We start from the raw sequence: 12892 nt of genomic DNA on the forward strand, positions 1-12892 counted from the left end.
CGAGAGGTTTCCCATGAAGATCACCTACATCACCGCCGATGGGACCGAGACCGTCGTTGAGGCCCGCGAGGGCGACAGCGTCATGCAGGTTGCGATCGCCAACGACATCGACGGGATCATCGGCGAGTGCGGCGGCTCGATGATGTGCGCCACCTGCCACTGCTACGTCGATGATGCATGGGCCGAGAAGACCGGGCCGCAGAACGACGGTGAGAGCGACCTGCTCGACTGCGCGGCGTCCGAGACGAAGCCGACCAGCCGGCTCTCGTGCCAGATCAAGATGAGGCCCGAATTGGACGGTCTCGTCGTCCACCTGCCGGAAACGCAACTCTGATGTCGCGGATCGTCATCGTCGGAACCGGGCAGGGCGGCTTTCAGGCGGCCGCCAGCCTCCGACAGGAGGGGTTCGAGGGCGAGATCATCCTGATCGGCGACGAGCCCGGCCTGCCCTACCAGCGACCGCCGCTTTCCAAGGCGTACATGGCGGACGGCATGGCGGACCGGCTTCTGCTGAAGCCCGCGGCCTTCTACGAGCGGGCGTCCATCACGCTTCGCGAACGCACGCGCGCCGCCGCGATCGACCGCGACCGGCGCGTCGTCACCACCGTCGATGGCGCGGAGTATCCGTACGACCACCTGATCCTCGCGACCGGCGCCAGTACGTTCCGCCCGCCGATTCCGGGCCAGGAAGCCGACGGCGTCGAGGAACTGCGGACGCTTGAGGATGCCGCCCGGCTGCGCCAGCGTCTCGCGGACACCCGTCAGGCCATCGTCATCGGCGGCGGCTTCATCGGCCTCGAGTTCGCCGCAGTGGCGCGGGCTGCCGGGGTCGCTGTCACGGTGCTCGAGGCGGCGCCGCGGCTGATGGGCCGGGCGCTCTCGCCCGAGATGTCGGCCTGGTTCCTCGAGGCGCACCGCGCCATGGGAACGGATGTGCGCCTCGGCGCCGGCGCGCGGCGCATCGAGTCCGCGGACGGCAAGGTCACCGGCGTCGACACGTCCGACCAGAAGGTGATCCCCGGCGATCTGGTGCTGATCGCGACCGGGGTCCGCCCGAACGTCGGGCTCGCCGAGGCCGCGGGTCTCACGGTCGGGAACGGGATCGTCGTGGACGGCACGCTTCTCACCTCCGACCCGGCGATCTCGGCGCTTGGCGACTGCTGCTCGTTCCCGCTGCCGGACGGTTCGCCGGTGCGGCTCGAGTCGGTACAGGCCGCTGTCGACCATGCCCGCCACATCGCCCGCCGGCTTGTGAAGGGCACGACCGACTCCTATGCGGCGGTGCCGTGGTTCTGGAGCGATCAGGGCAAGCACAAGCTGCAGATTGCCGGCCTCGGCACCACCGCTGACGAGGTGGTCCGCGCACCCGGGCCTGACGATCAACCGGTCTTCCTGCTCTTCCGCGACAACCGCCTCGTCGCCGTCGAGACGGTGAACGCGGCCGGCGAGCACATGGCTGCCCGGCGGCTGATCGGCACGCCGAAGGCCGTGCTGGAAGCGGCAGGCTTCGGGCTCAAGCAGGCACTGAACGCGGCCAAGGCCGCCCCGCCCGCCTAGCGCCGACCCGGAGGGGCGGAAGCAACCGCTTGCGCCCCTCAGCAGGCGTCAGCGCCGGGCGGATCGAGCCCTACATCAGCCCCTTCGCATAGGCCTCGAGTTGGGTGACGACCGTGCCCCAGCCGTCGTAAAAGCCCATGTCCTCGTGGGTCTTGCGGGTCTCGGGCGAGCGGTGGCGGGCGATGGCGGTGTAGGTCGTGCCGCCGTCGGGCGCGTCCTCAAGGAGCAGGATCGCAGTCATGAACGGCTCCGCCGCCGGCTTCCAGCCCTCGGTATAGGTGTCGGTGAAGACCAGCTTCTCACCCGGCACCACCTCGAGATAGACGCCCTGATTGTCCATCGTCTGCCCTTCGACCTCGAAGGTCGTGTTGAAGCGGCCGCCGACCCGCAGGTCGATGTCGACCGCCGTCACCTTGTGCGGCGCCGGTATGAAGAAGTGAGGGATGTGCTTCGGGTCGGTCCAGCATTCCCAGACCAGTTGCCGCGGCACGGCGAGCGTGCGCGTGAAGCTCAGGTCGGTGGTCGGGTCCAGCTCCGGGGTCATTGGCTGCGTTCCTTCATCAGGTTCATCACGTAGTCGTCGAGCCGGTCGAGGCGGCCCTCCCAGAGGGCGCGTTGCTCGTCGAGCCAGGTGCGCACGGGCTCGAAAGCCGCGGGCACCACCGCGCAGGAGCGAACCCGTCCGTCCTTCGACGTGGCGATCAGCCCCGCCTCTTCCAGCACCGCGAGGTGCCGCATCACCGTGGGCAGTCGCAGTCCGGTGGGGCCGGCAAGTGCTGTCACCGGCGCCGGCCCCTCCGCCAGCCGAGTCAGGATCCCGCGACGCGTCGGGTCCGCCAGAGCGTGGAAGAGCCGGGAGAGGTCGGGATCATGGTTAGCCATACGTCTAACTATACCTCCTTTTGGTCTCAGGCAAGGAAAACTTCGCCATCCGGCTAACTATCTGGACCTGCAAGCGGCCGGCACGCTGATTTACCAGTTTCGAGTCGATGCCTTGAACCGGGCCCGGGCAGACGGCAGGTTGCAGCAACCATGCGCTTTCTCCACGCCGCCGATCTTCACCTCGATTCCCCGCTCCGCTCGCAGGCGCTGCGCGATCCTGATCGCGCCCGACGGCTGCAGGGTGCCTCGCGGCTCGCGCTCGCCCGGCTGGTCAGCGCGGCGATCGAGGAGGACGTGGCGGCCGTCCTTCTCGCCGGCGACATCTTCGACAACCGGGTCGGTGACGTGACGAGCCGCGTCGCGCTTGCGACCGAGCTTCGTCGTCTGTCGCGGGCGGGTATCGCGACGGTGATGATCCGCGGCAACCACGACGCGCTGCTCGACTACACGCGCTACGGCCCGCTGGAAGAGGGTGTCGTCATCCTCGATGCCGCCCGACCGACGCTGCATGTCCGCGGCGTCGCCATTCACGGCATCGGCTTCGAGGAGCGGCATGTCGCATCGAGCCTGCTGCCGCGCTACCCGGCGGCCGAGCCGGGGCTCGTCAACATCGGGCTGATGCACACCTCACTCGGCGGCGCCGAGGGCCACGACCCCTATGCCCCCTGTTCCGAGGCGGATCTGCTCGGCCATGGCTATGACTACTGGGCGCTCGGCCACATCCACAAACGCTTCGAGCGGCGCTCCGAAACCACGCTCGCGGTGATGCCCGGCATCCCGCAGGGCCGGCACGCCGGGGAGACCGGGCGCGGCTCGGCGACGCTGGTCGAGATCGACGCGAACGGCGTCCGGGCCCGCGAGATCGCGCTCGGTGCCGTGGCCTTCGAGACGATCGAGGTCGACCTCGCCCGGGCGGCGAGCCTCGGGGAGCGTCAGGAGCTCATCGCCCGCGCCCTTCGCAGTGCCGCGCGGCCGGATCACGAGATTGCCGCGCGCCTGCGCATCCGCGGGGCGGGCACGCTCGCGGCGAAGGCCGCGCTGGCGCAGCGGCTGGCGGAGGAGGCCTGCGAGGAGATCGAAGGGGTGCACGTCGAGGCCGTCCGGCTCGTCTCCGCACCGGAACGGATCGCCCCGGGCGTCGTCGCCGAGCTTGCCGCACTCATGAAGCAGGACGCGGAAACCGTCGGATTTCGCGATGCGGCGCTGGCGCTTCTCGACGACTGGCGCACGGCGATGCCCCCCGATGTGGCCGAGGCCTTCGACCCTGACGACATCGATGCCCTGATTGCCGAGGGACTGGACGCCGTCATCGCGCGGCTGACGATCGAGGACGAACCGGCATGAGGCTGAACCGGCTCGACCTGATCCGCCACGGCCGCTTTCAGGACTTCGCCCTCGACTTCGGTCAGGCGGAGCCGGGCCGGCCCGATGTCACCGTGGTCTATGGCGCCAACGAGGCGGGGAAGAGCACGGCCTTCATGGCGTGGCTCGATTTCCTCTTCGGCTTTCAAGGCGCCTCGCCCTACGCCTTCCGCCACGAGCGGCGGGAGCTGCTGGTGGGCGCGCAGATCGAGACGCCGGACGGCCGGCTGGACCTGCGGCGCTCCACCGCGACGGCGGGATCGCTGACCGATCCGAACGGCAACATCATCGCCGACCGTCGAATGACCGACTGGCTCTTCGGGCTCGACCGCGACGCCTACCGGACGCGGTTCTCGCTCAACGACACCGTTCTCCGCGAGGGAGGCAAGGAGATCGCGCAGGCGCAGGGCGACCTTGGCCAGCTCCTGCACGCCGGCGCCTCCGGTCTCTCCGGCCTGTCGGACGCGCTCACGGCGATCGAGGGCGAGGTGGCGGGCTTCCACAAGAAGGGTGGGAAGAAGACCACGGCGAACGAGGGGCGCAACCGGCTCAAGGAGCTCGATGCGGAGCTTCGCAACGTCCGCCTCGATCCGCGCGCCTTCGACCGTCTGGCCAAGGCCCGCGACGATGCGGATGCGGCCTTCTCCCACGCCGATGCCGCGCTCGCCGATGCCCGGCGCGCGCTGAAGCTGCGCGAGGCGGCGGATCGCAGGCGGGACATGGCCCGCCGGATCGCCGCGATGGAGGCAGAACTCGCCGACGCTCCCGACGGCCCCGACCTCCCGGCCGAGGCCGTCGCACGCGTGGCGAGTGCCGCCGAGAAATGCGCCGGGGCGGAGGAAAGCCTCGCCAGAGCCCGCGCCAACACCGACGCCGCCACAGCCCGGCTGGCGGTGCTCTCCGAGGATCCGGTCGGTCAGCAGGTGGCGGCGCATCTCGCAACGCTCGATTCCGCGGTGTTCGCTGAGGGCGAGCCGCTGGTGCCGCGGGTGCTGACCAATCTCAGCGATCTTCCACGGCGCCGGGGAGACCTTGCCGGGATCCGCGACGCCATGGCGGGACTTGCGGCGCGTCTCACCGGCACGGACGCCGATCCGGGTCCGATCGTCCTCGCGAAGGGTACCCTCGGCGCCCTGCGCCTCGCGGCCGATGACGTAAGGACCAGCCGCGCCGCGCTCGACGGCGAGACCCGCGCGCGCCTGAGCGCCGAGGCCGATCAGGGCGAGCGCACCGACCCGCCGGAAGGGCTCGACCGGCTCGCCGACGCGCTGCAACTCTGGCATCAAGCCCCCGACCCGCACGACAGCCTTCTGGCGCTGGAGGCGGCGCAAGCGGCGGTCGCGCATCAGACCGCCGGCCTTCCCGCCGGCTGGCGCGAGCTGGCGGAAGCCGGATTGCCCGAGGTTGCCGAGATCGAGGCTGTGACTGAGGCGGTGCAGCGGGCAGAGAGCGACCGCACGGCACGCGCTCGCGCCGAGCAGGAGGCCGCGAACGCGCGGGAGGCGGCGCTGAAGGCGCGCGACACCCTCGCCGGGCGGCCCGATATCGTGCTCGACGTCCGGGCGGCCGAGAGCCGCGCCCGCCGGGATCAGGCGTGGGACGCCCACCGCGCCGGACTGAATGCCGAGACCGCCGATACCTTTGCTGCCGCGATGCGAGACGATGACGCCATCCAGTCGCGCCACGCCTCGACCGCCGAGGCCCGCCTGCGCCACAGCGCGAGCGAGGCGGAGCTCGACGCACGGACCACGGCCCACGCGGAAAAGCACGCGGCCCTCGTGGCGGCAGAGGTTGCGGCAGGAGAGGCCGCGGATGCAGCCGCGGCGATGGCCGTGCGGCTTGGTCTGCCCGCGACGGCACCGGTGAAAGCGCTCCGCCCGCGACGGGACGGGCTCGCCGAGGCGTTGCGTGCGGCGCGCCAGGCGGAAGCCGCGCGGGACACGGCCGACAAGCTCGGAGCGGAGCGACTCGCCCGCCTTGGCGCGCTGCGCGAGGCATTGGGGGCCAGTGAGGCGTTGCCGCTCGATGACCGGCTGCCGGCCATCGCCGAACGGGCGCTCGTGAAGCTGAAAGACCAGAAGACCGCGGCGGACGGCTGGCGCAATGCGCGGAAGACGATCGACCGGATGACCGCGTCCGAAGCTGATGCGGCGGAACGGCTTTCAGGATTCCAGACGGCACTTGCAACTCTGCTCGCCGGTCTCTGGTGCGCGGACTTCGATGCCGGTCGCGTGCTCGGCTGCCTGCCGGATATGGAGAAACTGGCCGAGCTCGACGAACAGCGACGGCAGCTCGACCACCGGATCGAGGCGATGGAGAGCGCCATCGCGAGCTTCGAGCCGCTGGTCCGGCCGCTCCGCGACCTGCTCGGGCTGACGGACGTCGCCCACCCGAGCGAACTGCTCGCGATGGCGCGGCAAAGGGCGGCGCAGGCAGAGAAGACGGCGCAGGCCGTCGCCGCGGAGCGAAAGCAACTCGACGCCGCCAGCGATGCCGGGCGGGGCGCCGAGGCAGCCCGCGCCGCCGGGCGGGCGGAGATCGCCCGCATCCTCGCTGGTCACGCATGCGATGCCGCCGCCGACCCCGTCGACATGGTCAACCGCCTCGAGGCGCGCGACCGCCTGCGCCGGAGCCTGCGGGAGGCGCGGGCGGCGTTTGACGCGGAGGGCGGCGACTTCGACCCGGACGCCCTCGCCGCCGAGGAGGCCGACCACGATCCGGTCCGCACCGACGCCCTGCGGGAAGACGTCGGGGAGGCCGATCGCCAGCGTGACGCCGCGCTGGAGCGACGCTCACAGGCGAAGCAATCGCTCGAAACGGCGCTCGCCGGGGATGGCGGGACTGCCCCGGATCAGGAGCGTGCGGCACTGGTGGAAACCCTGCGGCAGGGCGGGCGGGAGGCGCTTGCCCGGCAGTTCGGGCTTCTCGCGGCACGCAGCGCGCTTCGGCGATTCCGGCAGGCCCACCGCGGCGCCATGATCGAGGCGACGGAACAGGCCTTCGCCGGGATCACCGGTGGCAGCTGGCCACGCCTCGACATCCAGACGGTCGGCGCCAACGAGCGGCTGGTCGGCCTCCGGCACGGCGAGCCGGTCGCGGTCGGCGCGATGTCGACGGGCACGCAGGGCCAGCTCTACCTCGCGCTGCGCATCGCCGGCCACGCCCAGTTCGTCGCCGAGCATGGGCCGCTGCCGTTCGTCACCGACGACATCCACGAGACCTTCGACGACGACCGGGTCGGGGCGGCGCTCAGGCTCGCGGCGTCCATGGGCGAGCGCGGTCAGACGATCCTCTTCACGCACCACCGGCACGTGGTCGGGCTCGCGCGGTCGGTGATCCCCTCGGTCAACGTCCTCGAGATCGCCTGACGCTCATCGGCCGGCTTCGTCCCGGATGACCTCGGCCATGGGCCGGCTCAGCATGGCGTCGAGGAGCGGCACGGTCTCGGCGCGAAGCGGGGCCGGGATCGGGACGAGGGCCGAAACGGCGTCGTAGAGGGCTGCGGCGTCCGTCCCCCTCGCCGCCGCCGCCGTGAGTGCCTCGGCACGGGGGTCGCGCAGGACATAGGCCGGCCCGTCGTGGCTCCGGCCGCTGACATGGCGCAACCATGCGGCGGTGGCGAAGGCGAAGGGACGCAGGTCCGTGGCGTAAGGTACGGCCGCGAAGATCCGCTGCGGCAGCTTCTCGGAGCCATCCATGGCGATCTGGAACGTCTCGTGCGCGATCGCCGGGTTGGCAAAGCGCGTGGCCAACTCGTCGGCATAGCGGCCGAGGTCGATGCCCGGCATCGGCGGCAGGGTCGCGGCGGCGGCGGTGAGGTGGCGTCGCACCAGCCGTGAGAGCGCCGGGTCAGCCATGACGTCGCGCACGCAACGCAGCCCGGCGTGGAAGCCCGCATAGGCCAGCATCGAGTGACTGCCGTTCAGCATCCTGAGCTTCATCGCCTCGAAGGGCGCGACATCGTCGGCAAAGATCGCCCCGGCGGCACCCCAGTCGGGCCGGCCGAGCGGAAAGCGGTCCTCGATCACCCACTGGGTGAAGGGCTCGGTCTCGACGGCGGCGAGATCGACGAGCCCGGTCAGCGCCTCGGCGGCGGCGAGCGTCGCGGCTGTCGAGGCCGGGGTGATGCGATCGACCATGGTCGAGGGAAAGGCGACCTCGGCCTCGATCCAGCCGCCGAGCGACGGCTCGACGCGCCGGGCGAAGTCGATCGTCGCCGCCCGAACCAGCGCGCCGTTCTCCGGCAGGTTGTCGCAGCAGAGCACGGTGAAGGGCGCGGTCCCCGCCTCCCGCCTCCGGCGCAGCGCCTCGACCAGCAGCCCGAGCACGCCTTGCGGTCGACGGGGCGCGAGGAGATCCGCCGCCACCGCCGGATGGCTCGGGTCACAGGCACGATTGGCGCGGTCGAGACCGTAGGCCTTTTCGGTGACCGTCAGGCTGACGATGCGGCAGCTGACACCAACCATGGCCGCGAGCGCCGGTTCCGGGTCGCCGGCCGAACAGAGCGCCGAGGCGATCGCGCCGATGACCCGGCCCGTTGTGGCGGCCGGCTCCCTCACGACGAGGGTGTAGAGCCCGTTCTGTGGCCCGATCTCCTCCGCGGCTTTCGGCGAGCGCAGCGAAACCCCGAGGATGCGCCAGTCGCCCCCCGACGCCGCGAGCGCCCGGTCGGTGTAGTCGGCCTGATGCGCCTTGTGAAAGGCGCCGAGGCCGAGATGGACGATCCCGACCCCGTGCGCCTCCGGCACGTAGCCGGGGCGACGGGAGGCGGGGACGTCCTCGAGGCGGGCAAGGCGGGTCATGGGCTCACTGCTGCTTGGCACGGGCGACGATCTGGGTCGGGCTGACGAACTGGAGCGCGAGCACCAGCCAGATCAGCGTCGTCACCATATAGACCACCGCCATGGCGTCGATCGACTGCGACGCGCGCACGCCCGAGGCGAAGACAGCGTAGTAGAGCGAGACGACGAGGGTCTGGGTGGTGGGCCCGGCAATGAGGAAGGTGAGCTCGAACATCGCGACGGTGCGCACGAGCACCAGAAGCAGCGCGGCCAGCATCCCCGGCAGGAGCAGGGGGAACAGGACACGGATGAAAAGACTCGTGGTGCCCGCGCCGAAGACCCGCGCGGCCGCCTCGATGCGCGGGTCGATCTGCTCGACGAAGGGGATCATGACGAGGACGACGAAAGGCACCGAGGGCACGAGGTTGATGAGCACCGCCCCCCAGAAGGTGCCGCCGAACCCCATCTTGTAGAGGAGCGTGGCCAGCGGAATGCCATAGGTCAGGGGCGGGATGAGCAGTGGCAGGAGGAACATGAGGATGATCGCGCGCTTGCCCGGAAAATCACGACGGGCCAGCGCGTAGGCCGTCATCACCCCGATGAGGCCGGAAATCAGCACGACGGCGAAGGCGATCTGGAAGGTGACGAGCACGATCGAACCGAGTTGGAACTCCTTCCAGGCGCTGAAATACCAGCGCGTGGTCCAACCCGCCGGCAGCCATGTGCCGAGCCAGCGGGTGGAGAACGAGTTGATGATCACGACCACGATCACCGCGAGCAGGTTCAGGACGAAAAGCCCGACCACCGCCCAGACCGCGAAGCGCCAGATCTTCGAGAGAAGCCCCTGATCCCGGATCATTCCCGTGTCAGCCTTTCGTTCCGGCCACCGGGCCGCTGTAGAAGAGCGATCGGAGCGCGAGAACGCCCGCGACGATGACAAGCTCCACCCCGCCCATGATGATGGCGATGGCGGTGCCGTAGGCGTGGTCCGATTGCTCGAACGCGGCCTGATAGGCGGCGATCGAGATCACCCGGGTTGGTCCGGACGGCGCGCCGAGCAGCACGGCGGAGGGGAAGACCGCGTAGGCCTGCACGAAGGCGAGGCAGAACGTGACGGCGAGCCCCGGCACCAGCAGCGGCAGGAAGATGTGCCAGAACCGCCGCCGCGGCCCCGCCCCGAGCGTCGCGGCCGCGTGCTCGATCGCCGGGTCGATGCCGGTGACATAGGAGAGCACCAGCAGGAACGAGAAGGGAAAGCCGGTGATCAGCAGCGAGGCGAAGACGCCCCAGTAGTTGTTGGTGAGCTTCACCGGCGAGTCGAGGATGCCGAGGCCGATCAGTGTGTGGTTGAACCAGCCGCGGGGCCCGAGAAAGGTCAGGAGCCCGTCGGCGACGAAGACCGTACCGAGGGTGATCGGCAGGACGAGGATTGTGGTGAGGAGCCGCTGGCGCTTCATCAGCCGCACCCGGAAGGCGATCGGCACGGCGAGCGCGAGGTTGACCAGCGTCACGGGCAGCGCCAGCCAGAGCGTCGCGGCGATGGTGCGCGACTGGAACGGATCGCCGAAGAACTTCGCGTAGTTCGCGTACCACGGGCCTTCCGCCGGGCTGAGCGAGTCGGCGATGCCGTAGGCGAACGGGTAGATGAAGAGCAGCAGCATCAGGAGCAGGCCCGGCAGCACGAGGAGCGTGGTGCCGTCGATGCCGCGCGCCGCGAGCCGGGCGCGGAAGGAGACGCCGCCTTCGCGGCTCCCCATCCGCTCGCGCCCCATCCGCTCGCTCCCCGTCCGCTCGTTCCCCGGCGCACTCATGCCCGGGCCTCCCCGAAGACGAGGGCCGACCCCGGCGTCGGTGTCAGCGTGGTGGCCGCGCCGCGCGGCAGCGCCTCGCCGGAGCGGAAATAGAGGCGGGTGCCGTCCGGCGCGCTGGCGAGGCCGAACCAGGCACGGCCGCGATATTCCATGCTCTCGACCGTCGCGGGGATCCCCTCGCCCGGTGTCGCCACCAGATCCTCGGGCCGCACCGAGAGGGTCGCGGCGTCGCCTGGACGGATCGCGCCGCGGACCGTCGCGCGGACCCGGCCACCTTCGATGTCGAGCTCCGCCTCGCTCCCCGCCACCGAGACCACCCGACCGGGGATGCGGGTACGAAAGCCCATGAAGTCGGCGACCGTCAGGTTGTCCGGCCGCTGATAGAGCTCCTGCGGCGTGCCGATCTGCTCGATGCGCCCCTCACTCATCACCACGATGCGGTCTGCCATCGACAGCGCTTCGTCCTGATCGTGGGTGACGTAGATCGTCGTCGATCCGATCTGGTCGTGGATGCCGCGGATGTCGGCGCGCATCTCCAGGCGCAGCTTCGCGTCGAGATTGGAAAGGGGCTCGTCCATCAGCACGACCGGTGGGCGGATCACCACGGCGCGGGCGATTGCCACCCGCTGCTGCTGGCCGCCCGAGAGCTGACCGGGGAGCTTCTCTGCCTGCGACTCGAGGCGGACGAGGCCGAGGGCATCCTGAATGCGGCGGTTGGCCTCAGCGCCCCGGATGCCCTGCATGGCGAGACCGAAGCCGACGTTCTTGCGCACGTTCATGTGCGGAAACAGCGCGTAGCTCTGGAAGACCATGCCGAAGCCGCGCCTTTCCGGCTCGAGCTGGTCGATGCGGGCGCCCCCCAGACGGATCTCGCCACCCGTCAGCGCGAGGAGGCCGGCGATGCAGTTGAGGGCCGTCGACTTGCCGCATCCGGAGGGCCCGAGAAGCGCGATGAACTCCCCCGGCTCGATCGTCAGGTCGATGCCGTCGAGCGCGTTGAAGGAGCCGAACGAACGGCGCAGATCCCGGAGTTCCAGACGCTCCCGGCCCCTGTCAGGCGTCGTTGTCGCGGGCACTCGCATCTCCAGGATCGTGAGAAGGTGACCGGCGCGCCGGGGGGCGCGCCGGCAAGTGTCAGGCGTCAGCCCTTCTGCGCGCCGATCCGTTCGTCCCAGATGCGGAATGCCTCGACCATCTTCTGGGCGTCGAGCGGGACTTCCATCGGGTTGTTGGCGATCCAGTCCTCATACTCCGGACGGCCGAACTCCTCGATGACCTGCTGGCTTTCTTCGGGGGCCATGTCGAGCGTCACGCCCTGTACCGCCGGGCCGGGGTAGAAGTAGCCGGCATCGTAGGAAATCGCCTGCTGCTTCGGCTGCAGGATGAAGTTCAGGATGTCGAGGATCACCGGGATCTTCTCCTCGGCGACGCCCTTCGGGATCACGGCGTAGTGGGCGTCCGTCACCCAGTGGAAGCCGTCGAGCCTTCCGACCTTTGCTTCGATCGGCACGATGCCGAGGGCGCGCGGATTGATGTCCCAGCCGGTGGTGGAGACGATGATGTCACGCGTGCCCTCGCCGAGCTCCTTCATGGTGACGCCGGTGCCGGTCGGGTAGTACTCGATGTATTGCCCGAGTTCCTCCAGATACGCCCAGGTCTTGTCCCAACCGGCGGCCGGGTCCATCGGATCCTTGTCGCCGAGGATGTAGGGCAGCCCCATGAGGAACGTGCGCCCCGGGCCGGAGTTCGCCGGACGGGCGTAGAGGAACTTGTTCGGGTTCGCCTTGGCCCACGCGAGCAGTTCCTCGGCGGACGTCGGCGGCGTCGCGACCGTGTCGGGCATGTACTCGATCAGCGGCCCGGACGGATAGTAGGAGATGACGACGCCCTGATCCTTGGCGAGCGCCTGCATCTTGAGCGCCTGCGGCAGGAGGATCGTCGCGAGATCCGGCAGCTCGCCCATGTGGCTCTTGAGGTCGATCCAGATGCCCTGATCCATGCCGGCGGACAGCGCATCGGTGCCAGTCAGCACGAGGTCGATATCGACCTTGCCGGCCGCCTGCTGCGCCTTGATCTTGGATGGCAGCTCGGGTGCGGGCGCCTTGGTAAACGCGAAGCCCGACACCCAGTCGGGCTTCTCGGCCGCATAGTTCTCGAACATGCCCTGAGTGAGCGCGAGGTTTCCGGCCACGTCGGCAACGGTGATCGCGACCGGGCTCGCCGGTTTCGTCGGAGCGGCCCAGCCCCGCGACGTCATCATTCCGAAGGCCGCCATTCCGGCCGCGGTGGCCATGAGCCGGCGGCGGGTGATCTCTGCCATCTCGATGTCCCTCCCTGGACTTGATTGTCATTTGGCTACTACCATTCCAGTTATTCTGTCAATACGGCCCGGCCATTCCAGATCCGCCCGTACAGCCGGTGCAGGATGGGCAATGTCCGCTTGACAGCTTAACTTTCTCCACCATACCAGTATGGCAGATCGGCGGCATTCACCGCCAA

Annotated in this window: 11 protein-coding genes; 4 read left to right on the forward strand and 7 right to left on the reverse strand. The window is 69.9% G+C overall.

The features are described 5' to 3' along the window. Positions 1 to 13 precede the first annotated feature (13 nt). The gene (locus HNP73_RS20510) at positions 14 to 334 is read left to right on the forward strand and encodes a 2Fe-2S iron-sulfur cluster-binding protein (protein WP_184154566.1); all 321 of its coding nucleotides are present in this window, start codon (positions 14 to 16) and stop codon (positions 332 to 334) included. Beyond that, on the forward strand, positions 334 to 1557 hold the full coding sequence (locus HNP73_RS20515; protein WP_184154568.1) for an NAD(P)/FAD-dependent oxidoreductase: 1224 nt from the start codon (positions 334 to 336) through the stop codon (positions 1555 to 1557). Before HNP73_RS20510 ends, HNP73_RS20515 begins: the two co-directional genes overlap by 1 nt. 70 nt (positions 1558 to 1627) lie before the next feature. Here the strand turns inward: HNP73_RS20515 and HNP73_RS20520 are convergent, their stop codons facing one another. Both HNP73_RS20520 and HNP73_RS20525 read right to left on the reverse strand, forming a co-directional pair. Continuing rightward, on the reverse strand, positions 1628 to 2101 hold the full coding sequence (locus HNP73_RS20520; protein WP_184154570.1) for an SRPBCC family protein: 474 nt from the start codon (positions 2099 to 2101) through the stop codon (positions 1628 to 1630). Next, positions 2098 to 2439 (reverse strand): ArsR/SmtB family transcription factor, encoded by a 342-nt coding sequence (locus HNP73_RS20525; RefSeq protein ID WP_184154572.1) that lies wholly within the window; start codon positions 2437 to 2439, stop codon positions 2098 to 2100. The genes HNP73_RS20520 and HNP73_RS20525 overlap by 4 nt, the downstream gene beginning before the upstream one ends. 150 nt (positions 2440 to 2589) lie before the next feature. On the opposite strand from HNP73_RS20525, the gene HNP73_RS20530 reads away from it, so the two are divergent. Together HNP73_RS20530 and HNP73_RS20535 are read left to right on the forward strand one after the other, a co-directional pair. Next, on the forward strand, positions 2590 to 3783 hold the full coding sequence (locus HNP73_RS20530; RefSeq protein ID WP_184154574.1) for a metallophosphoesterase family protein: 1194 nt from the start codon (positions 2590 to 2592) through the stop codon (positions 3781 to 3783). Then, a complete protein-coding gene (locus HNP73_RS20535) occupies positions 3780 to 7169 on the forward strand; it encodes an AAA family ATPase (protein WP_184154577.1) in 3390 nt (1129 codons plus the stop codon). Before HNP73_RS20530 ends, HNP73_RS20535 begins: the two co-directional genes overlap by 4 nt. 3 nt (positions 7170 to 7172) lie before the next feature. Here HNP73_RS20535 and HNP73_RS20540 read toward each other — a convergent pair whose 3' ends face one another. The 5 genes from HNP73_RS20540 to HNP73_RS20560 form a co-directional block, all read right to left on the reverse strand. Then, the gene (locus HNP73_RS20540) at positions 7173 to 8603 is read right to left on the reverse strand and encodes a mannitol dehydrogenase family protein (protein WP_184154580.1); all 1431 of its coding nucleotides are present in this window, start codon (positions 8601 to 8603) and stop codon (positions 7173 to 7175) included. A 4-nt stretch (positions 8604 to 8607) separates the two neighbouring features. Beyond that, complete coding sequence (locus HNP73_RS20545) at positions 8608 to 9441, reverse strand: ABC transporter permease (RefSeq protein ID WP_184154583.1); 834 nt, start codon at positions 9439 to 9441, stop codon at positions 8608 to 8610. Between the two features lie 7 nt (positions 9442 to 9448). Continuing rightward, positions 9449 to 10393, reverse strand: a complete 945-nt coding sequence (locus HNP73_RS20550) for an ABC transporter permease (protein ID WP_221288904.1) — start codon at positions 10391 to 10393, stop codon at positions 9449 to 9451. Continuing rightward, positions 10390 to 11469 carry an ATP-binding cassette domain-containing protein gene (locus tag HNP73_RS20555; RefSeq protein WP_221288905.1) on the reverse strand — a complete coding sequence of 360 codons (1080 nt, stop codon included), beginning with the start codon at positions 11467 to 11469 and terminating at the stop codon, positions 10390 to 10392. Before HNP73_RS20555 ends, HNP73_RS20550 begins: the two co-directional genes overlap by 4 nt. Before the next feature lie 65 nt (positions 11470 to 11534). After that, the gene (locus HNP73_RS20560; RefSeq protein WP_184154589.1) at positions 11535 to 12713 is read right to left on the reverse strand and encodes an extracellular solute-binding protein; all 1179 of its coding nucleotides are present in this window, start codon (positions 12711 to 12713) and stop codon (positions 11535 to 11537) included. Positions 12714 to 12892: the final 179 nt, after the last annotated feature.

This window comes from Amaricoccus macauensis (assembly GCF_014201905.1).
GTDB lineage: Bacteria > Pseudomonadota > Alphaproteobacteria > Rhodobacterales > Rhodobacteraceae > Amaricoccus > Amaricoccus macauensis.

Coding starts and splice junctions, on each gene's coding strand:
- HNP73_RS20510 (WP_184154566.1), top strand. CDS start 14: ATGAAGATCACCTACATCACCGCCGATGGGACCGAGACCGTCGTTGAG.
- HNP73_RS20560 (WP_184154589.1), bottom strand. CDS start 12,713: ATGGCAGAGATCACCCGCCGCCGGCTCATGGCCACCGCGGCCGGAATG.
- HNP73_RS20550 (WP_221288904.1), bottom strand. CDS start 10,393: ATGAGTGCGCCGGGGAACGAGCGGACGGGGAGCGAGCGGATGGGGCGC.
- HNP73_RS20530 (WP_184154574.1), top strand. CDS start 2,590: ATGCGCTTTCTCCACGCCGCCGATCTTCACCTCGATTCCCCGCTCCGC.
- HNP73_RS20540 (WP_184154580.1), bottom strand. CDS start 8,603: ATGACCCGCCTTGCCCGCCTCGAGGACGTCCCCGCCTCCCGTCGCCCC.
- HNP73_RS20520 (WP_184154570.1), bottom strand. CDS start 2,101: ATGACCCCGGAGCTGGACCCGACCACCGACCTGAGCTTCACGCGCACG.
- HNP73_RS20545 (WP_184154583.1), bottom strand. CDS start 9,441: ATGATCCGGGATCAGGGGCTTCTCTCGAAGATCTGGCGCTTCGCGGTC.
- HNP73_RS20535 (WP_184154577.1), top strand. CDS start 3,780: ATGAGGCTGAACCGGCTCGACCTGATCCGCCACGGCCGCTTTCAGGAC.
- HNP73_RS20515 (WP_184154568.1), top strand. CDS start 334: ATGTCGCGGATCGTCATCGTCGGAACCGGGCAGGGCGGCTTTCAGGCG.
- HNP73_RS20525 (WP_184154572.1), bottom strand. CDS start 2,439: ATGGCTAACCATGATCCCGACCTCTCCCGGCTCTTCCACGCTCTGGCG.